Source organism: Pseudomonas sp. NPDC089408 (genome assembly GCF_044749445.1).
GTDB lineage: Bacteria > Pseudomonadota > Gammaproteobacteria > Pseudomonadales > Pseudomonadaceae > Aquipseudomonas.
On the sequence record NZ_JBIVHY010000006.1, the window covers coordinates 318860 to 336807 of the forward strand.

Sequence of the window (17948 nt, forward strand, 5' to 3'; positions counted from 1 at the left end):
ATGTGGTGGCCAGGCACACTGATTGGCGCCGGCGCCGGCTTTGCCGTGGCCAGCATTCCGGGCGCCTTGCTAGGTGTGTTGCTCGGGCAGGCCCTTGACCGCCGTTTGCGCCTGGAAGGCTGGGAAGACATGCGCGAACGCCTGGGCGGGCGCCCGGCCATGCGCGATGACGAATTGCTGTTCGTGATGCTCGGGCGCCTGGCCAAGTGCGATGGCCGGGTGGCCGAGCAGCATATCCAGCAGGCGCGCCAGGAAATGGTACGCCTGGACCTGGCCGAGCCGGCACGGTTGCGCGCGATCAATGCGTTCAACCGCGGCAAGGCCGGCAAGGACCGGCTTGGCGGCCACCTGCGGCGTATCCGCCAGCAACCGCATGCGGCCGAAGGCACCTTGCGCGCCTGTTGGCGCATGGTTTGGGCTGACGGCAAGATGGGCAACAAGGAACGTGAACTGCTGCTGGACTGGGGTAGCAAGCTGGGCATGAGCCGGCGCCAGGTGCAGGCCATGTCACTGGAGTACGAGCCGCGCAAGGTCGTAAGGCCGGAAGGGGCGGCCATGACCTATGCGGCGGCGTTGCGCTTGCTGGCGGTCGAGGCGGACACCGAGGTCGACAAGGTCAAGCAGGCCTATCGCCGGTTGGTCAGCCGGCATCACCCGGACAAACTGGCGGGTACCGGCGCCACGGAGGCACAGGTGCGTGAGGCAACCGAGCGTACGCGTGAGTTGCACCAGGCCTATGCCATGATCCGCAAGCGGCGGGGCCTTTGATGGCCTCATCCTCGGGGGATCTTCGCAGTCCTTGAAGTCTGCGCGGTACCTGTAGGAGCGGCCTTGTGTCGCGATGGGCCGCAAAGCGGCCCCGGCAATTGGTGCATCCGTGCTGAAGTCCAGGGGCTGCTTTGCAGCCCATCGCGACACAAGGCCGCCCTACAGGTACGGCGTATCCCTCAGCCTTTGCGCGAACCTGTGGGATCAGCTCTGCGGGCTCATCCACCCCCGCACCCGGCGGAACAACTGCTCCTGCTCGGCCGCCTTGTTGCCTGGCATGGCAATCAACGACAACTGCCGATACTGGCTGTCCTTCTGCCGCTTGCTGGCCTGCAGGCGCAACCCGGCCGCACTGCGGTCAGCACTGCGGGTGGCGTAGTAGATGTCGGCTGTCGGCACCTTCAAGGTCGGCGCCAGGCTTTCCAGGTCATGCTCCACCCGTGCCGGCGTCTGCGCCGCCACCATCACCAGTTTGTGCACTTGCGGCGGTTGCCTTTCGCTCAGGTAGCGGGCTGCCCAGTACGCGCCGCTGCCGTGGCCAATCAGCACGATGCTGCGGGCGTTGTGCTGCTGGGCAAACGCCACGGCGGCATCCAGGCGGGCGAAAATGCGCTCGGCATCGGCAGCGTCGCTCTGTTCGCTGGCCAGTTCGGCGTCGGTGCTCTCAGCCGTGTCGGCATCGGCCGCAGTGGCCTGGGCGACGTTGGCATTGGCGTCGGCGGGTACATCCTTGACCGGCGCGCTTTCACCCTTGGGCTTTTCCGGCTCGGCAGCGGGCTTGGCCTCGACCCGTGCCTGCGGGCTGTCGGCAAGCAGGTCGGGCAAGCTGATGCTCAGGCTGTGCCAGCCTGCATCGGGGAATTTCTGCCGCAGCGGGCCGACGGCGTTCGGCCAGTCGGCCGTTTCACCGGCACCGGGGACGATGATCACCGCCCCTTGCGGATCACTGTCGTTGGCAGGTTTCCACAGCGCCAGGAAGCTGTCGGCACCCGCCTGCAGGGTTTGCTGCTCGGCCTTGGGGACCAGCCGTTCAAGTGCCTGGGCATCTTCCTGGCTGCGTTCCAGTAGCGGCGGCCGCGGCGCTTCGGCAGCAGGCGCCACGGTGGCAGCAGGTGGTTTTTCGGCATCGGCGGCCACGGCACCGAGTGGAAGAATCGAGGCCAGGCAGCACATTGCCAGCGTCGTGCGATAAAGTGTGGACATGAGTCAATCCAAGGCCAGAATGATACCGGCAGCCTAATAGTATTTGCCCGTGACGGCCATGCTGCATGGCCGCCCTTGCCAAGACGAGCGTGTAAATGAAGCGAGTGCGTCGCCTGTTGGTTATCGGCTGCTTGTGGCTGCCCTTGATGGCAATTGCCCGGCCTGAGACGCCGCCCGCCGTTGCGCTGGAGCCTGCCCAGCAGCAATGGCTGGACACGCACCGTAGCCTGCGCGTCGGCCTGGTATTGCAGGCACCGTATGCCCAGTTCGACCGGCGCCTGCAGCAACTGTACGGGGCCAACGTGGAGTTGGTGAGCAGCTTGGCCCAGGTGCTGCGCCTGGACCTTACCTGGCGCAACTTCAATGACCAGGCCAGCCTTGAACATGCCCTGCAGAGCGGTGAAGTCGACTTTGCTCCAGGCCTTACCCAGACCCCGGCCAGCCTGCGCCTGTGGCTGTTCAGTGACCCGTACATGCGCGTGCCGCAACTGGTGGTGGGGCCGCGTACCGGGGCCATGGCCGTGGAGCTGGAAGGGCTGGATGCCGAGCAGCGGGTAGCCGTACGCATGCCCAGCCAACTGGCAGACTACCTGCGCGGCAACTATGGCAGCCTCAACCTGCAGGGCGTGCCCAACGAACGCGAGGCCTTGCAGTTGGTGGTAGGTGGCCAGGCCAGTTTCGCGGTGCTGGATGAAGCGCAGCTCAGTCGCCTGTCGCGAGAGAGCGAGTTCGGCGAGCTGGCCGTGGTGGGTGATATCGGCCTGCCGCAGCTGCTGCGCATCGGTTCGCGGCGCGACTGGCCGCTGCTGGCCGACGTACTTGAGCGAGGCTTGCAGGCGTTGCCCGCCAAAGAGCTGGAGCAACTGCACCAGCGTTGGTTGCAGCCCAAGTACCCGCGTTTGAGCGAGTCGCCTGGCTTCTGGCAGAACCTGGCCTTGCTGTTGGGCATGCTGCTGTTGTGCGCGCTGGCCACCCTGGTGTGGCAACGCCGGCAACAGCGTCAGCTGGAGCGCAGCCTGCTGGCCACGCGGGAAAGCCTGGTGGAGCGCCAGGTGGGTGAAGAGGCGCTGCGCCTGAGCCAGTTCGCGATCGACCAGAGCACGGTGGGTATCCTTTGGGTCAACTGGGACAGCCATGTGCGTTACGCCAACCACGCTGCCGAACGCATGCTCGGTTATGCCGAGGGCGAGCTGCTGGAACGGCCGTTCAGCGACTTCGAGCCAAGCCTGAACATGGACCGCTGGCTTGAACTGTGGAAGGGCGCACGTACCGGGACGGGGGGTGTCGGCCAGTTCGAAACCCAGTGCCGGCGCGCCGACCGCAGCCTGCTGCCGGTGGAGCTGTCGCTGAGCTTTCTGCGCTTTCGCGACTCCGAGTACCTGGTGGTCTACCTGGCCGATGTGACTGAGCGCCACCGCGCCCTGGCAGCGCTGCGCGAAAGCGAGGCACGGCTCAAGGGCATTGCCGGAAACGTGCCGGGGCTGGTGTTTCGCCTGGAGCGCGACCCGGCCGAGGGCGACCTGGAGTTTCCCTACATCAGCGAGGGTAGCGAAGCCTTGGTGGGTTATGCGCCCAGTGAGATCCAGCACCCAGAGATGGGCCTGCGCAACCTGGTGCACCCCGAAGACCGCGCCGACTACCACCGGGTGCAGGACCTGGCCCTGGCCAGCGATCAGGACTGGTCATGGCAGGGGCGCATCCTCACCCGCCAGGGCGAACAGCGCTGGGCCGACATCAAGGCCAGTACCCGGCGCCTGGGCAACGGCCAGGTGGTGTGGGACGGCGTAGTGTGGGACATCACCCAGGGCAAGCGGGCCGAGTTGGCGTTGGCCAGGTCCCAGGAGCAGCTGCGTGAGCTGTCGGCCCACCTGGAGAGCGTGCGCGAGGAAGAAAAAGCCCGTATCGCCCGGGAAGTGCATGATGAACTGGGGCAGATGCTGACCGTGCTCAAGCTGGAAGTGTCGATGTGCGAGCTGGCCTTCGCCGAGCTGGACCCGGGCCTGAACGAGCGCCTGACCAGCATGAAGCGCCTGATCGCCCAGCTGTTCCAGTTGGTGCGCGACGTGGCGACTGCCCTGCGCCCACCCATTCTTGATGCCGGGATTGCCTCGGCCATCGAGTGGCAGGCGCGACGCTTTGAAGCGCGCACGCAAATCCCCTGCCTGGTGCAAGTACCGGATAATCTGCCAGCATTGAGCGACGCCAAGGCTACCGGCTTGTTCCGCATCCTGCAGGAAGCGCTGACCAACGTGATGCGCCACGCCCAGGCGCACAGCGTGGAAATCGAGTTGTTGCATGAAGGCGGGCGTTTGCGCATGACGGTCAGCGATGATGGCCAGGGTTTCTGCCGCGAGCAGACCCGGCCCACCTCGTTTGGCCTGGTGGGGGTGCGCGAGCGGGTGTTGATGCTGGGCGGCAGCATGGCGCTGGACAGTCAACCGGGCGAAGGCACCAGCCTGAGCGTGGCCATTCCGTTGGAGTAGGAGAGCAAGCGTGATTCGAGTGCTGGTGGCCGAAGACCACACCATTGTCCGTGAAGGCATCAAGCAGTTGATCGGCCTGGCCAAGGACATGCAGGTGGCAGGGGAGGCCGGTAATGGCGAGCAGTTGCTCGAAACCCTGCGCCATACGCCGTGCGAGGTGGTCCTGCTGGATATCTCGATGCCGGGCGTGAGCGGGCTGGAAGCGATCCCGCGGATTCGCGCGCTGCACGATGCGCCGGCGATCCTGATGCTGTCGATGCACGATGAGGCGCAGATGGCGGCGCGGGCACTGAAGGCTGGCGCGGCGGGCTACGCGACCAAGGACAGTGACCCGGCGTTGCTGCTGACGGCGATTCGCCGGGTGGCCGGCGGTGGGCGCTATATCGACCCGGCGCTGGCCGACCGCATGGTGTTCGAAGTGGGCCTGACCGAGTCACGGCCATTGCATACGCTGTTGTCAGAGCGGGAATTCTCGGTGTTCGAGCGCCTGGCCCAGGGCGCCAATGTCAACGACATCGCCCAGCAGCTGGCGCTGTCGAGCAAGACCATCAGCACCCACAAGGCGCGCCTGATGCAGAAGCTGAAAGTGAACTCGTTGGCGGAACTGGTGAAGTACGCGATGGAGCACAAGTTGGTCTGATTGCGACATACCCACCCGCGGCCACACCGCCCGTTGTAGGAGCGGGTTTACCCGCGAAAGGGCCTGGCCTGCCATGTGCAGTGCCTGAACCGGCCCTTTCGCGGGTGAACCCGCTCCTACAACGGGCGGTGCAGGGCAGAGGAGTAGCATCCCAATCCCGCCATCCTTGTAGGGCAATCCCTACAGCAAATCTTCCATCCGGATGATGGCATTCTCTCAGCACCCCCGATTTTCGGGCGCTTGCGGCTCTTCTACTCTTTTGCCTACGCAGTCATCCAACAAGAAGGTGCAGGCATGAGCGAGGCGAAGTCGAACGCTGCAACCAGCGAAACGCTGGTCAGCTTCCGTGGTGTGCAGAAGAGCTACGACGGCGAGTCGCTGATCGTCAAAGACCTCAACCTGGACATCCGCAAGGGCGAATTCCTCACCCTGCTTGGCCCGTCCGGCTCGGGCAAGACCACCAGCCTGATGATGCTGGCCGGTTTCGAAACCCCCACCGCAGGGGAGATCCAGCTGGCCGGGCGCTCGATCAACAACGTGCCGCCGCACAAGCGCGACATCGGCATGGTGTTCCAGAATTACGCGCTGTTCCCGCACATGACCGTGGCCGAAAACCTGGCCTTCCCGCTGAGCGTGCGTAACCTGAGCAAGACCGACATCAGCGAGCGGGTCAAGCGCGTACTGAACATGGTGCAGCTCGATGCCTTCGCCAAGCGCTACCCGGGCCAGCTGTCGGGTGGCCAGCAACAGCGGGTAGCGCTGGCCCGGGCATTGGTGTTCGAGCCGCAGCTGGTGCTGATGGACGAACCGCTGGGCGCACTGGACAAGCAGTTGCGTGAACACATGCAGATGGAAATCAAGCACATCCACCAGCGCCTGGGCGTGACCGTGGTGTACGTGACCCACGACCAGGGCGAAGCGCTGACCATGTCCGACCGCGTGGCGGTGTTCCACCAGGGCGAAATCCAGCAGATCGCCGACCCGCGCACGCTGTACGAAGAGCCCTGCAATACCTTCGTCGCCAACTTCATCGGCGAGAACAACCGCATCAACGGCACCCTGCTGGCCAGCGATGGCAAGCGCTGCCAAGTGCAGTTGCCGCGCGGCGAGCGGGTCGAGGCGCTGGCCGTGAATGTCGGCCAGGCCGGCGAGCCGGTCACCCTGTCGATCCGCCCCGAGCGTGTGCGCCTGAACGGCCACAGCGAAAGCTGCGTCAACCGCTTCTCGGGCCGGGTGGCCGAATTCATTTACCTGGGCGACCACGTGCGGGTGCGCCTGGAGGTTTGCGGCAAGGGCGACTTCTTCGTGAAACAGCCGATTGCCGAGCTCGACCCGGCCCTGGCCGTGGGCGATGTGGTACCGCTGGGCTGGGAGGTGGAGCACGCCCGCGCGCTCGATCCGATTGCCGAAGCCCATTGATGGATTGCTTCACCAACCCTGTACTGTGGAGAGAATAATAATGCGCAAGCAGTTGAAACTGACCGCCCTGGCCCTGGGGCTGTTCGCCGCCGGCCAGGCCATGGCCGCAGACCTCACCGTGATTTCGTTCGGCGGCGCCAACAAGGCTGCTCAGGTCAAGGCGTTCTACGAGCCATGGGAGAAGGCGGGTAATGGCAAGATTGTCGCCGGTGAGTACAACGGCGAAATGGCCAAGGTCAAGGCAATGGTCGACACCAAGAGCGTGTCGTGGAACCTGGTCGAGGTTGAGTCCCCAGAGCTGGCGCGCGGTTGCGATGAGGGCATGTTCGAAGAGCTCGACCCGGCTCTGTTTGGCAACGAGGCCGACTACGTGCCGGGTGCCATTCAGCCTTGCGGCGTAGGCTTCTTCGTCTGGTCCACGGTCATGGCCTACAACGCCGACAAGCTCAAGACCGCACCTACCAGCTGGGCCGATTTCTGGGACACCAAGCAGTTCCCAGGCAAGCGTGGCCTGCGCAAAGGCGCCAAGTACACCATGGAATTCGCACTGATGGCCGATGGCGTTGCGCCCAAGGACGTCTACAAAGTGCTGGCGACCAAGGACGGCCAGGACCGTGCCTTCAAGAAGCTCGATGAACTCAAGCCCAGCATCCAGTGGTGGGAAGCCGGCGCACAGCCGCCGCAGTTCCTGGCTTCGGGTGACGTGGTCATGAGCTCTGCCTACAACGGCCGTATTGCCGCAGTGCAGAAAGAGAGCAACCTCAAGGTGGTGTGGAACGGCGGCATCTACGACTTTGATGCCTGGGCGATCCCTAAAGGCGCCAAGAACGTCGAAGAGGCGAAGAAGTTCATCGCCTACAGCGTCAAACCCGAGCAGCAGAAGATCTACTCCGAGAACATCGCCTACGGTCCGGCCAACGCCAAGGCCGTGAGCCTGCTGTCGGATGAAGTGAAAAAGGACATGCCGACCACGCCTGAGAACATCGCCAACCAGGTGCAGATCGACGTGGCCTTCTGGGCCGACAACAGCGAGCAGCTGGAGCAACGCTTCAACGCCTGGGCGGCGAAGAAGTAAACGACCAGCGCAAGGGGCCGTTTTGCGGCCCCCATTTCAGTTCGTATCGCGGAGTTCGCCATGGCCATTGCAGTGCCCCTCAACGAAGGCGCCGGTCCAAGTCTCAAGCAGCGCCTCAAGCATGCCGAGCGGGTCAACCGCTGGAAGGCCCAGGCGTTGATCGCGCCGCTGGCGCTGTTCCTGTTGCTGGTGTTCCTGGTGCCGATCGCGGCCCTGTTGTACAAGAGCGTCGGCAACCCGGAAGTGGTCGGCGGCCTGCCGCGTACGGTCGAGGTCATCACCCAGTGGGATGGCAAGAGCCTGCCGGGCGAGGATGTGTACAAGGCGCTGAGCCAGGACCTGGCCGAATCGCGCAAGAACCAGACCCTCGGCGACCTTTCCAAACGCTTGAACATGGAACTGGCCGGCTACCGCAGCTTGTTGACCAAGACAGCTCGGGCCCTGCCGTTCAAGGCTGAACCTGCCTCCTATAAAGACGCCTTGCAGGCCGTCGACGAGCGCTGGGGCGACCCGGCCTACTGGCAGGCGATTCGCCGCAATACCAGTACGGTGACTTCGTTCTACCTGCTGGCCTCTGTAGACCACCGTATCGATGACCTTGGCGAGCTGGCCAAGGCCACCCCGGACCAGGCCATTTACCTGGACATCTTTGCCCGTACCCTGTGGATGGGGGTGGTGATTACCGCCATCTGCCTGGTGCTGGCCTACCCGCTGGCCTACCTGCTGGCCAACTTGCCGACCCGGCAGAGCAACCTGTTGATGATCCTGGTACTGCTGCCGTTCTGGACCTCGATTCTGGTGCGGGTGGCGGCGTGGATCGTATTGCTGCAGTCGGGCGGGCTGATCAACAGCGCATTGATGGCCATGGGCATCATCGACCAACCGCTGGAACTGGTGTTCAACCGCACCGGCGTGTACATCTCGATGGTGCACATTCTGCTGCCGTTCATGATCCTGCCGCTGTACAGCGTGATGAAGGGCATTTCGCCCAGCTACATGCGTGCGGCGATCTCGCTGGGCTGCCACCCGTTCGCCAGCTTCTGGCGGGTGTACTTCCCGCAGACCTACGCCGGGGTTGGCGCCGGTTGCCTGCTGGTGTTCATCCTGGCCATCGGCTACTACATCACCCCGGCACTGCTGGGCAGCCCGAACGACCAGATGGTCAGCTACTTCGTGGCCTTCTATACCAACACCAGCATCAACTGGGGCATGGCCACCGCGCTGGGCGGGCTGTTGCTGCTGGCGACCGTGCTGCTGTACCTGATCTATAGCTGGCTGGTCGGCGCCAGCCGCCTGCGCCTGAGCTGAGGAGCCTTGTCATGCTGAGCCCTTACATGTCACCCGTGGAGCGGGTCTGGTTCTACAGCCTGCGCATTCTTTGCGGCTTGATCCTGCTGTTCCTCATCTTGCCGGTGCTGGTGATCGTGCCGCTGTCGTTCAACAGTGGCAGTTTCCTGGTGTACCCGCTGCAGGGCTTTTCCCTGCAGTGGTACCAGGACTTCTTCGGCTCGGCCGAGTGGATGCGGGCGCTGAAGAACAGCATCATCGTCGCCCCGGCGGCCACGGTGCTGGCCATGGTGTTTGGCACCCTGGCGGCCATCGGCCTGACCCGTGGCGATTTCCCTGGCAAGTCGCTGGTGATGGCGCTGGTGATCTCGCCGATGGTGGTACCGGTGGTGATCATCGGCGTGGCCAGTTACCTGTTCTTTGCCCCGCTGGGCATGGGCAACAGCTTCACCTCGCTGATACTGGTGCATGCGGTGCTGGGCGTGCCGTTTGTCATCATTACCGTGTCGGCAACGCTGCAGGGCTTCAACTACAACCTGGTGCGTGCAGCAGCCAGCCTGGGCGCCTCACCGCTGCTGACCTTCCGCCGGGTGACCCTGCCGCTGATTGCCCCTGGGGTGATTTCCGGGGCGCTGTTCGCCTTTGCCACCTCGTTCGACGAGGTGGTGGTGACACTGTTCCTCGCCGGGCCGGAGCAGGCGACCCTGCCACGGCAGATGTTCAGCGGTATTCGCGAGAACCTGAGCCCGACCATTGCGGCGGCGGCGACCTTGCTGATTGCCTTCTCGGTGATCTTGCTGCTGACCCTGGAGTGGTTGCGGGGGCGTAGCGAGAAGTTGAGAACCCAGCAGCCGGCCTGAGGGTGGGTTGGCTGTGCTGGCCACTTCGCGGCTAAAGCCGCTCCTACATTGACCGCGCAGTATTCATGCCGTGCGCAAATCGTTGTAGGAGCGGCTTTAGCCGCGAAAGGGTCGGCACAGGTAATAACAACTGGTCGACACCCTTTGATACCAATCAGCCCTCATCCCATTCCCTGAGTTACAATGCGCGCCACCGTGATTCTGCCAACAGGTGCGCCATGCAGCCCTACGCTATTGCCCCCTCCATTCTCTCTGCCGATTTCGCCCGCCTGGGCGAGGATGTCGACAAGGTATTGGCCGCGGGTGCCGACATCGTCCACTTCGATGTCATGGATAACCACTACGTCCCCAACCTGACCATCGGCCCGATGGTGTGCACCGCCCTGCGCAAGTACGGCGTCACCGCGCCAATCGACGTTCACCTGATGGTAAGCCCGGTCGACCGCATCATCGGCGACTTCATCGAAGCGGGCGCGACCTACATCACCTTCCACCCGGAAGCCTCGCAGCACGTCGACCGTTCACTGCAACTGATCAAGGACGGCGGCTGCAAGGCCGGCCTGGTGTTCAACCCGGCCACCAGCCTGGACGCGCTGAAGTACGTGATGGACAAGGTCGACATGGTGCTGCTGATGAGCGTCAACCCAGGCTTCGGCGGGCAAAAGTTCATCCCCGGCACCCTCGACAAGCTGCGCGAAGCGCGCGCGCTGATCGACGCCAGCGGCCGTGATATCCGCCTGGAAATCGACGGTGGCGTCAACGTCAACAACATCCGCGAAATCGCTGCCGCTGGCGCCGACACCTTCGTGGCCGGCTCGGCGATCTTCAACGCCCCGGACTACCAGGAAGTGATCGCCAAGATGCGCGCTGAACTGGCCCAGGCCCGCCCATGAGTGGCTTCGAGCAGCTGTTCCCGGGGACGCTGCCCAGGCTGGTGATGTTCGATCTGGACGGTACCCTGATCGATTCCGTGCCAGACCTGGCCGCCGCCGTGGACCGCATGCTGCTCGAACTGGGGCGCCCGCCTGCTGGCCTGGAGGCGGTGCGCGACTGGGTTGGCAACGGCGCCCAGGTGCTGGTGCGCCGTGCCCTGGCCGGCGGCATCGAGCATGAAGCCGTGGATGATGCGCTGGCCGAACAGGGCCTGGCGCTGTTCATGGACGCCTATGCCGAAAGCCATGAGCTCACCGTGGTCTACCCCGGTGTGAAAGACACCCTGCGCTGGCTGCAGAAGCAGGGCGTGGAAATGGCGCTGATCACCAACAAGCCCGAGCGTTTCGTCGCCCCCTTGCTGGACCAGATGAAGATTGGCCGCTACTTCCGCTGGATCATCGGCGGTGACACGCTGCCGCAGAAAAAGCCTGACCCTGCAGCCCTGCTGTTTGTCATGCAAATGGCCGGCGTTACCCCGCAGCAGTCGCTGTTCGTCGGCGACTCGCGCAGTGATGTGCTGGCGGCCAAGGCGGCCGGCGTGCAGTGCGTAGGTCTTACCTACGGCTACAACCATGGTCGGCCGATCAACGACGAATCCCCCAGCCTGGTGATCGACGACCTGCGCGCATTGCTGCCCGGTTGCGCAGACCCGGCCACTGGGATAACGTTGGCGGACCTTCAAGCCTCACAAGACAGAGAGTCCACCGTGGCGGTTACTGGCAAATTCTGGATGAAAGTCATCAAGGCCCTGGCCCGTTGGCGTTGGCGCGCCTGACTTCAGCCTGCCGGCGCGTGCCGGCCCGTCCGTTTGCCTGACCTATTGCTGCTTGCCACGAGGCTACTCATGAACCGCGAAGAATTCCTGCGCCTGGCTGCTGCCGGCTATAACCGCATTCCCCTGGCCTGTGAAACCCTGGCCGACTTCGATACGCCGCTGTCGATCTACCTGAAACTGGCTGACCAACCCAACTCGTACTTGCTCGAATCGGTGCAGGGCGGCGAGAAGTGGGGCCGTTACTCGATGATCGGCCTGCCGTCGCGCACCGTGATGCGTGTGCACGGCTACCACGTCAGCATTTTGCAGGATGGCGTCGAGGTGGAAAGCCATGATGTCGAAGACCCGCTGGCGTTCGTCGAAACCTTCAAGGACCGCTACAAGGTCGCCGATATCCCCGGTTTGCCGCGCTTCAACGGCGGCTTGGTCGGTTACTTCGGCTACGACTGCGTGCGTTATGTGGAAAAGCGCCTGGGGGCCTGCCCCAACCCGGACCCGCTGGGCGTGCCGGATATTCTGCTGATGGTGTCCGATGCGGTGGTGGTGTTCGACAACCTGGCGGGCAAGATGCACGCTATCGTGTTGGTCGACCCGGCTGAAGAGCAGGCGTTCGAACAGGGCCAGGCACGGCTGCAAGGCCTGCTGGAAACCCTGCGTCAGCCGATCACACCGCGCCGTGGCCTGGACCTGAGCGGCCCGATGGCTGCAGAGCCGGCATTCCGCTCAAGCTTTACCCAGGAAGATTACGAGCGCGCAGTCGATACCGTGAAGGAATACATCCTGGCGGGCGACTGCATGCAGGTGGTGCCTTCGCAGCGCATGTCGATCGACTTCAAGGCCGCGCCCATCGACCTGTACCGTGCACTGCGTTGCTTCAACCCGACACCGTACATGTACTTCTTCAACTTTGGCGACTTCCACGTGGTCGGCAGCTCGCCCGAGGTGCTGGTACGTGTCGAGGACAACCTGGTCACCGTGCGCCCGATTGCCGGTACTCGCCCACGCGGTGCGACCGAAGAGGCCGACCGCGCGCTGGAAGACGACCTGCTGTCGGATGATAAAGAGATCGCTGAGCACCTGATGCTGATCGACTTGGGGCGCAACGATGTGGGCCGGGTGTCCTCGACCGGCAGCGTGCGCCTGACCGAGAAGATGGTGATCGAGCGTTATTCAAACGTCATGCACATTGTCTCCAACGTCACCGGCCAACTGCGTGAAGGGCTGACGGCGATGGATGCACTGCGGGCGATCTTGCCGGCCGGTACGCTTTCGGGTGCGCCGAAGATTCGCGCGATGGAGATCATCGACGAGCTGGAGCCGGTCAAGCGTGGGGTATACGGCGGTGCCGTGGGTTACTTTGCCTGGAACGGCAACATGGATACCGCGATTGCCATCCGCACTGCAGTGATCAAGGATGGCGAGCTGCATGTGCAGGCGGGGGGCGGCATTGTCGCCGACTCGGTGCCGGCGCTGGAGTGGGAAGAAACCATCAACAAGCGTCGGGCGATGTTCCGTGCGGTGGCGTTGGCTGAGCAGACTTTCGCCAAATAGACCGTTTGGGGCTGCTGCGCAGCCCATTCGCGGCGGTTCGGCGCCCCGATGAACCCGCTCCTACACTTATTGCGCAAGCCTCGGCCTTACGCGGTCTATGTAGGAGCGGGTTTACCCGCGAAGGGCCGCAAAGCGGCCCCAACAACTTAGAAGTCCACACTAACCCCCAGGCTAACCCCCTGCTGCGTCAGCTCATCACTCTTGCGCCAGTTGTAGTTCCCACGCAAATGCACCCCCGCCACCACCTCATGGCTAACCCCCAGGCTGGCTCGGGTCAGGTCGCTATGCGGCGTATAGCCAGTCAAGGTGAAGTCATTCGCCGCCAAGCTGGTCAGGTGCATCGTCACATCCTGCTGGTCATCCTCGAACTCATGCTCCTGCGCCACCTCGGCAAACAGCCGGGTACTCGGCAGCACCTGTACGCTGCCCAGCAGCCCCACGCCCAAGCGTCGTGACGTGCGCTGCTGGTCATCGAAGCCCAGCGCTGTCGAGCGCCCGCTCTTTTCGTCATAGCCGTCCACCTTCACCCGCGCATAGTCGGCGCTGATGAACGGCGCCAACTGCCAATTACTGCTGTCCGCCGCCAGGTTGTAGCCCAACCGCGCGGACATCGCCCAGGCCTCACCATTGGTGTCACCCTTTTCGCTGCGGTCGTTCACGCCAAGGGCGAAGGTACGTTTGAGGTCGTTGTAGTCCAAGTGGCCGGCAGTCAGTGCCGCATCGGCCCACCAGCGATCCTGGCGGTACTGGGCGAAGCCGCTGGCCAGGTAGCTGTCGAGCTTGTAGTCCGAGTCCTGTGCGCCGGCTTCCAGCTTCTGCCGGTACACCCCGCCGGCCAGGCCCAGGCGCCAGGCGTCGTTCAGGCGGTAGCTGCCACCCACGGTCAGGTTGTAGCCGCGGCCATCGCCGCTGGCCGCGCTGCGCTGGCCGTCGAAGTCCAGGTCCTGGGCGCCGCTGGCGACAAAGGCTTGCCACTGGCCAACTGCCTGCCAGGGTGTCTGCCACTGGTTGCGCAATTCATCCTGGTGGGCGCGCAGGCTGGCGTGGGCCATTTCTGGCAGCAGGGTCAGCTCCCACGGGGCGGAAAGGATCGAGTAGCCGTAATCGGCGATCAGTTGCTGGCCCGCGATGGTCGGGTGCACCGAGTCGTTGAACAGCAGCTTGGTCGGGTCGGGCGTGGCGCCGTTGATGCCGTACACCGGGTTTTCCACGCAGCCTTCGCCGCTGTAGCAAGTGCCGACCAGGTTTTGCCCGGTGGCCAGGCCGAACTGGCTGGGGCTGGCCAATGCCTCGCTCAGCAGCACCGGGATGTTCAGCGGGATGATCTCGGCATCTATCTGCCCCAACTGGCTGAGCAGCGACTGGTTGAAGGCCGCTGATAGCAATGAGAGCGGGTTTTGTTGTGGTGTGCCGCTGAAGTTTGGTGTCTGGCCGAGATCGGGCAACAGCCAGACCATGATGTAGCGTGCGCCACCTTGTTGCAGGGCCTGGGCGCTGGCGGCCAGGCGGGCACCGGCAGCCACCGCGTCGGCCGGGCTGTTGACCAGGCCTTGCAGGAAGTCGTTGCCGCCGCCGGTGAGGTAGTACAGTGCATTGGGATCGGCGCGCAGGCCGTTGGCCAGGTAGCCGGGCTTTTCTCGCAGTACCAGCCCGGCACCTTCGCGCCCAGGCGGGATCACGGTTTTGGACGTGCTGGTGATCGAATCGAGGATCTGCTGGGTGGTGTAGCCGCCGACTGCCCAGTTGTCGCCGTCGGGGATCCCCAGCGCCGGGTTTATGGGGGAGGTGGAAGGGCCAAGGGCTGTCGGGTCTACCCCCAGCCGCCCGCCGAGGATCATCGGCGACACTGGGGCATAGTTGCCATCGGCATCACGGTTGGTGAAGCGTGCGCCTCCAAACTGCCCGGCATCGCTGAGGCTGTCGCCAAACACGATCATGCTGGAGTAGGGCGAAGGTGCAGCGAAAGCCTGGCTGCAGGCGAATGCCAAGGAGGCTAGGGTAAAGCGCAATAACGGGGCTTTTCGCATCGGGGAACATCCTTTTCTTTGTTTTTATCAAGACAACCCGATCGACCTTAGCAAATCGAGGGGCATCGCTCCCAAGTCCATTCGTTTCCCCGTGTTTACGGGCATATTGCGCCCGCCGCCCCGGTAGGCTACTGTGCCGGGACGTATGAGCGAGACCTATCCTGTGTTGATCGTCAGTAAACTCTTGATGCGCGTAATCAAGGCCCACGCCCGTTGGCGTTGGCGCGCCTGACTTTATCCCCTGCCGGCCCGTCCGGCCCGCCCCCGTTTGCCTTCCTGTCTACCGCCCTTTATAGGCCAAGCTGCGCCTGCGGCCGGAGCAAGAAGGTTCGAATCCTGAAGTCAGTAGATTCAAGAGGTTTAATACGATGTTACTGATGATCGACAATTACGACTCATTCACTTACAACGTCGTGCAGTACCTCGGCGAGCTGGGTGCCGAGGTCAAGGTCATTCGCAATGACGAAATGACCATCGCCCAGATCGAAGCCCTCAACCCCGAGCGCATCGTCGTATCTCCAGGCCCATGCACGCCGAGCGAGGCGGGCGTATCCATCGAGGCCATCCTGCATTTCGCCGGCAAGCTGCCGATTCTTGGCGTTTGCCTGGGGCATCAGTCCATCGGCCAGGCCTTTGGCGGTGACGTGGTGCGTGCCCGCCAGGTGATGCACGGCAAGACCAGCCCGGTCCACCACCGTGACCTGGGCGTGTTCGCCGGCCTCAACAACCCGCTTACGGTAACCCGCTACCACTCGCTGGTGGTCAAGCGCGAAACCTTGCCTGAGTGCCTGGAAGTGACTGCCTGGACCGCTCATGCTGACGGTTCGGTCGACGAGATCATGGGCCTGCGCCACAAGACACTGAATATCGAGGGGGTGCAGTTCCACCCCGAATCGATCCTGACCGAGCAGGGCCACGAGCTGTTCGCCAATTTCCTCAAGCAGACCGGCGGCCGCCGCTAAGGATCGCACATGGATATCAAGAGCGCGTTGAGCCGTATCGTCGGCCAGCTGGACCTTTCCACCGAAGAAATGCGGGATGTCATGCGCCAGATCATGACTGGCCAGTGCAGCGAGGCGCAGATCGGCGCCTTCCTCATGGGCATGCGCATGAAAAGCGAGAGCATCGATGAAATTGTCGGTGCGGTGTCGGTGATGCGCGAGCTGGCCGACAAGGTTGAGCTGCAGAGCCTCGATGGCGTGGTCGATATCGTCGGTACCGGCGGTGATGGCGCCAACATCTTCAACGTTTCCACGGCGTCGTCGTTCGTCCTCGCGGCAGCGGGGTGCACCGTGGCCAAGCACGGCAACCGCGCCGTGTCGGGCAAGAGCGGCAGTGCCGATTTGCTGGAAGCTGCCGGCATCTACTTGAACCTGACGCCGGTCCAGGTTGCCCGTTGCATCGACAGCCTGGGTATCGGCTTCATGTTCGCGCAAAGCCACCATTCGGCCATGAAGCATGCCGCCGGCCCGCGTCGCGACCTGGGCCTGCGTACCTTGTTCAACATGCTCGGCCCGCTTACGAATCCGGCCGGAGTGAAGCACCAGGTGGTCGGCGTGTTCGCCCAGGCCCTGTGCCGCCCGCTGGCCGAGGTACTGCAGCGCCTGGGCAGCAAGCATGTGCTGGTGGTGCACTCGAAGGACGGCCTGGACGAGTTCAGCCTGGCCGCGCCCACCTTTGTTGCCGAGCTGAAGAACGACGAAATCACTGAATACTGGGTAGAGCCGGAAGACCTCGGCATGAAAAGCCAGAGCCTGCATGGCCTGGCCGTCGAGAATCCGCAGGCGTCGCTGGAGCTGATCCGCGATGCGCTGGGCCGGCGCAAGACCGAAAACGGCCAGAAGGCTGCGGAAATGATCGTGCTCAACGCGGGCGCGGCACTGTATGCCGCCGACCATGCTATGACCCTGGCCCAAGGTGTGGAGCTGGCACACGACGTGTTGCACACCGGGCTGGCCTGGGAGAAGTTGCAGGAACTGGGTGCCTTTACTGCAGTATTCAAGGTGGAGAACGAAGCATGAGTGTGCCGACGGTGCTGGAAAGGATCATTGCCCGCAAGTTCCAGGAAGTGGCCGAGCGCAGTGCGCGGGTCAGCCTTGCTGAGCTGGAGCGTCTGGCCAAGGCCGCTGATGCGCCGCGAGGCTTCGCCAATGCCTTGATCGAGCAGGCCAAGCGCAAGCAGCCTGCGGTGATTGCCGAAATCAAGAAGGCTTCGCCAAGCAAGGGCGTGATCCGTGAAGACTTCGTGCCGGCGGAAATCGCCGTCAGCTACGAGAAGGGCGGTGCTACCTGCCTGTCGGTGCTGACCGATGTGGATTACTTCCAAGGGGCCGATGAGTACTTGCAACAGGCTCGCGCGGCGGTTTCGCTGCCGGTGATCCGCAAGGACTTCATGGTCGACCCGTACCAGATCGTCGAGGCCCGGGCCTTGGGTGCGGACTGCGTGTTGTTGATTGTGTCAGCGCTGGATGACGTGAAGATGGCCGAACTGGCCGCCACTGCCAAGGACGTCGGTCTCGATGTACTGGTAGAAGTGCACGATGGCGATGAGCTGGAGCGCGCACTGAAAACCCTGGATACGCCGCTGGTGGGCGTGAACAACCGCAACCTGCACACCTTTGAAGTCAGCCTGGAAACCACCCTTGACCTGCTGCCGCGCATACCGCGTGATCGCTTGGCGATTACCGAGAGTGGCATCTTGAACCGGGCCGATGTTGAGTTGATGGCGATCAACGAGGTTTACTCGTTCTTGGTCGGTGAGGCGTTCATGCGCGCCGAGCAACCTGGGCTGGAGCTGCAGCGGCTGTTCTTCCCGGATCAGGTGAAGAAGACTGTTCAGCAACTGGACTGAGCAAAACCAAGCCGGCGTTGTTGCCGGCTTTTTTGTATGCCTGGAATGGCCTATTCGCGGGTGAACCCGCTCCTAC

The 17948-nt window shown here is 63.5% G+C and carries 15 protein-coding genes; 13 read left to right on the forward strand and 2 right to left on the reverse strand.

Annotation, left to right across the window (positions count from 1 at the left end; all coding sequences use genetic code 11):
- Entirely contained in the window at positions 1-768 is a 768-nt protein-coding gene (locus tag ACIP02_RS13020) for a TerB family tellurite resistance protein (protein WP_400617052.1), read from the forward strand.
- Positions 769-972: 204 nt separating this feature from the next.
- Here ACIP02_RS13020 and ACIP02_RS13025 read toward each other — a convergent pair whose 3' ends face one another.
- On the reverse strand, positions 973-1971 hold the full coding sequence (locus ACIP02_RS13025; protein ID WP_400617054.1) for an alpha/beta hydrolase family protein: 999 nt from the start codon (positions 1969-1971) through the stop codon (positions 973-975).
- 95 nt (positions 1972-2066) lie between these two features.
- Between ACIP02_RS13025 and ACIP02_RS13030 the strand changes: the two genes are divergently transcribed.
- From ACIP02_RS13030 to trpE, 9 genes are all read left to right on the forward strand, one after another.
- Positions 2067-4454 (forward strand): PAS domain S-box protein, encoded by a 2388-nt coding sequence (locus tag ACIP02_RS13030; RefSeq protein WP_400617056.1) that lies wholly within the window; start codon positions 2067-2069, stop codon positions 4452-4454.
- Between the two features lie 10 nt (positions 4455-4464).
- Entirely contained in the window at positions 4465-5094 is a 630-nt protein-coding gene (locus ACIP02_RS13035; RefSeq protein ID WP_400617059.1) for a response regulator, read from the forward strand.
- A 294-nt stretch (positions 5095-5388) separates the two neighbouring features.
- A complete protein-coding gene (locus tag ACIP02_RS13040) occupies positions 5389-6513 on the forward strand; it encodes an ABC transporter ATP-binding protein (protein WP_110747263.1) in 1125 nt (374 codons plus the stop codon).
- 40 nt (positions 6514-6553) lie between these two features.
- Complete coding sequence (locus ACIP02_RS13045) at positions 6554-7588, forward strand: ABC transporter substrate-binding protein (RefSeq protein ID WP_400617062.1); 1035 nt, start codon at positions 6554-6556, stop codon at positions 7586-7588.
- 60 nt (positions 7589-7648) lie between these two features.
- Positions 7649-8896 (forward strand): ABC transporter permease, encoded by a 1248-nt coding sequence (locus tag ACIP02_RS13050; protein ID WP_400617064.1) that lies wholly within the window; start codon positions 7649-7651, stop codon positions 8894-8896.
- Positions 8897-8907: 11 nt separating this feature from the next.
- Positions 8908-9735, forward strand: coding sequence for an ABC transporter permease (locus ACIP02_RS13055; protein WP_016715782.1), 828 nt, complete (start codon positions 8908-8910; stop codon positions 9733-9735).
- A gap of 218 nt (positions 9736-9953) precedes the next feature.
- On the forward strand, positions 9954-10628 hold the full coding sequence (gene rpe, locus ACIP02_RS13060) for a ribulose-phosphate 3-epimerase (protein WP_043202780.1): 675 nt from the start codon (positions 9954-9956) through the stop codon (positions 10626-10628).
- Entirely contained in the window at positions 10625-11443 is an 819-nt protein-coding gene (locus ACIP02_RS13065; RefSeq protein ID WP_400617067.1) for a phosphoglycolate phosphatase, read from the forward strand. The genes rpe and ACIP02_RS13065 overlap by 4 nt, the downstream gene beginning before the upstream one ends.
- Positions 11444-11512: 69 nt before the next feature.
- The gene (gene trpE, locus ACIP02_RS13070) at positions 11513-12994 is read left to right on the forward strand and encodes an anthranilate synthase component I (protein ID WP_400617069.1); all 1482 of its coding nucleotides are present in this window, start codon (positions 11513-11515) and stop codon (positions 12992-12994) included.
- Between the two features lie 146 nt (positions 12995-13140).
- Here the strand turns inward: trpE and estP are convergent, their stop codons facing one another.
- Complete coding sequence (gene estP / locus ACIP02_RS13075; RefSeq protein ID WP_400617071.1) at positions 13141-15021, reverse strand: esterase EstP; 1881 nt, start codon at positions 15019-15021, stop codon at positions 13141-13143.
- A 368-nt stretch (positions 15022-15389) separates the two neighbouring features.
- Between estP and ACIP02_RS13080 the strand changes: the two genes are divergently transcribed.
- The 3 genes from ACIP02_RS13080 to trpC are packed head-to-tail and all read left to right on the forward strand — an operon-like array spanning position 15390 to position 17872.
- Complete coding sequence (locus ACIP02_RS13080) at positions 15390-15983, forward strand: aminodeoxychorismate/anthranilate synthase component II (RefSeq protein WP_003259809.1); 594 nt, start codon at positions 15390-15392, stop codon at positions 15981-15983.
- Positions 15984-15992: 9 nt separating this feature from the next.
- Entirely contained in the window at positions 15993-17042 is a 1050-nt protein-coding gene (gene trpD / locus ACIP02_RS13085) for an anthranilate phosphoribosyltransferase (protein WP_201202273.1), read from the forward strand.
- Positions 17039-17872, forward strand: a complete 834-nt coding sequence (trpC, locus tag ACIP02_RS13090; protein WP_201202271.1) for an indole-3-glycerol phosphate synthase TrpC — start codon at positions 17039-17041, stop codon at positions 17870-17872. Before trpD ends, trpC begins: the two co-directional genes overlap by 4 nt.
- The last annotated feature ends 76 nt before the right edge of the window (positions 17873-17948 follow it).

Excerpts from the sequence above, each read along its gene's own strand:
- ACIP02_RS13050 (WP_400617064.1), top strand. The coding sequence starts at position 7,649 with ATGGCCATTGCAGTGCCCCTCAACGAAGGCGCCGGTCCAAGTCTCAAG.
- ACIP02_RS13065 (WP_400617067.1), top strand. The coding sequence starts at position 10,625 with ATGAGTGGCTTCGAGCAGCTGTTCCCGGGGACGCTGCCCAGGCTGGTG.
- ACIP02_RS13020 (WP_400617052.1), top strand. The coding sequence starts at position 1 with ATGTGGTGGCCAGGCACACTGATTGGCGCCGGCGCCGGCTTTGCCGTG.
- trpE (WP_400617069.1), top strand. The coding sequence starts at position 11,513 with ATGAACCGCGAAGAATTCCTGCGCCTGGCTGCTGCCGGCTATAACCGC.
- trpC (WP_201202271.1), top strand. The coding sequence starts at position 17,039 with ATGAGTGTGCCGACGGTGCTGGAAAGGATCATTGCCCGCAAGTTCCAG.
- estP (WP_400617071.1), bottom strand. The coding sequence starts at position 15,021 with ATGCGAAAAGCCCCGTTATTGCGCTTTACCCTAGCCTCCTTGGCATTC.
- ACIP02_RS13055 (WP_016715782.1), top strand. The coding sequence starts at position 8,908 with ATGCTGAGCCCTTACATGTCACCCGTGGAGCGGGTCTGGTTCTACAGC.
- trpD (WP_201202273.1), top strand. The coding sequence starts at position 15,993 with ATGGATATCAAGAGCGCGTTGAGCCGTATCGTCGGCCAGCTGGACCTT.
- ACIP02_RS13080 (WP_003259809.1), top strand. The coding sequence starts at position 15,390 with ATGTTACTGATGATCGACAATTACGACTCATTCACTTACAACGTCGTG.
- ACIP02_RS13025 (WP_400617054.1), bottom strand. The coding sequence starts at position 1,971 with ATGTCCACACTTTATCGCACGACGCTGGCAATGTGCTGCCTGGCCTCG.
- rpe (WP_043202780.1), top strand. The coding sequence starts at position 9,954 with ATGCAGCCCTACGCTATTGCCCCCTCCATTCTCTCTGCCGATTTCGCC.
- ACIP02_RS13030 (WP_400617056.1), top strand. The coding sequence starts at position 2,067 with ATGAAGCGAGTGCGTCGCCTGTTGGTTATCGGCTGCTTGTGGCTGCCC.
- ACIP02_RS13040 (WP_110747263.1), top strand. The coding sequence starts at position 5,389 with ATGAGCGAGGCGAAGTCGAACGCTGCAACCAGCGAAACGCTGGTCAGC.
- ACIP02_RS13045 (WP_400617062.1), top strand. The coding sequence starts at position 6,554 with ATGCGCAAGCAGTTGAAACTGACCGCCCTGGCCCTGGGGCTGTTCGCC.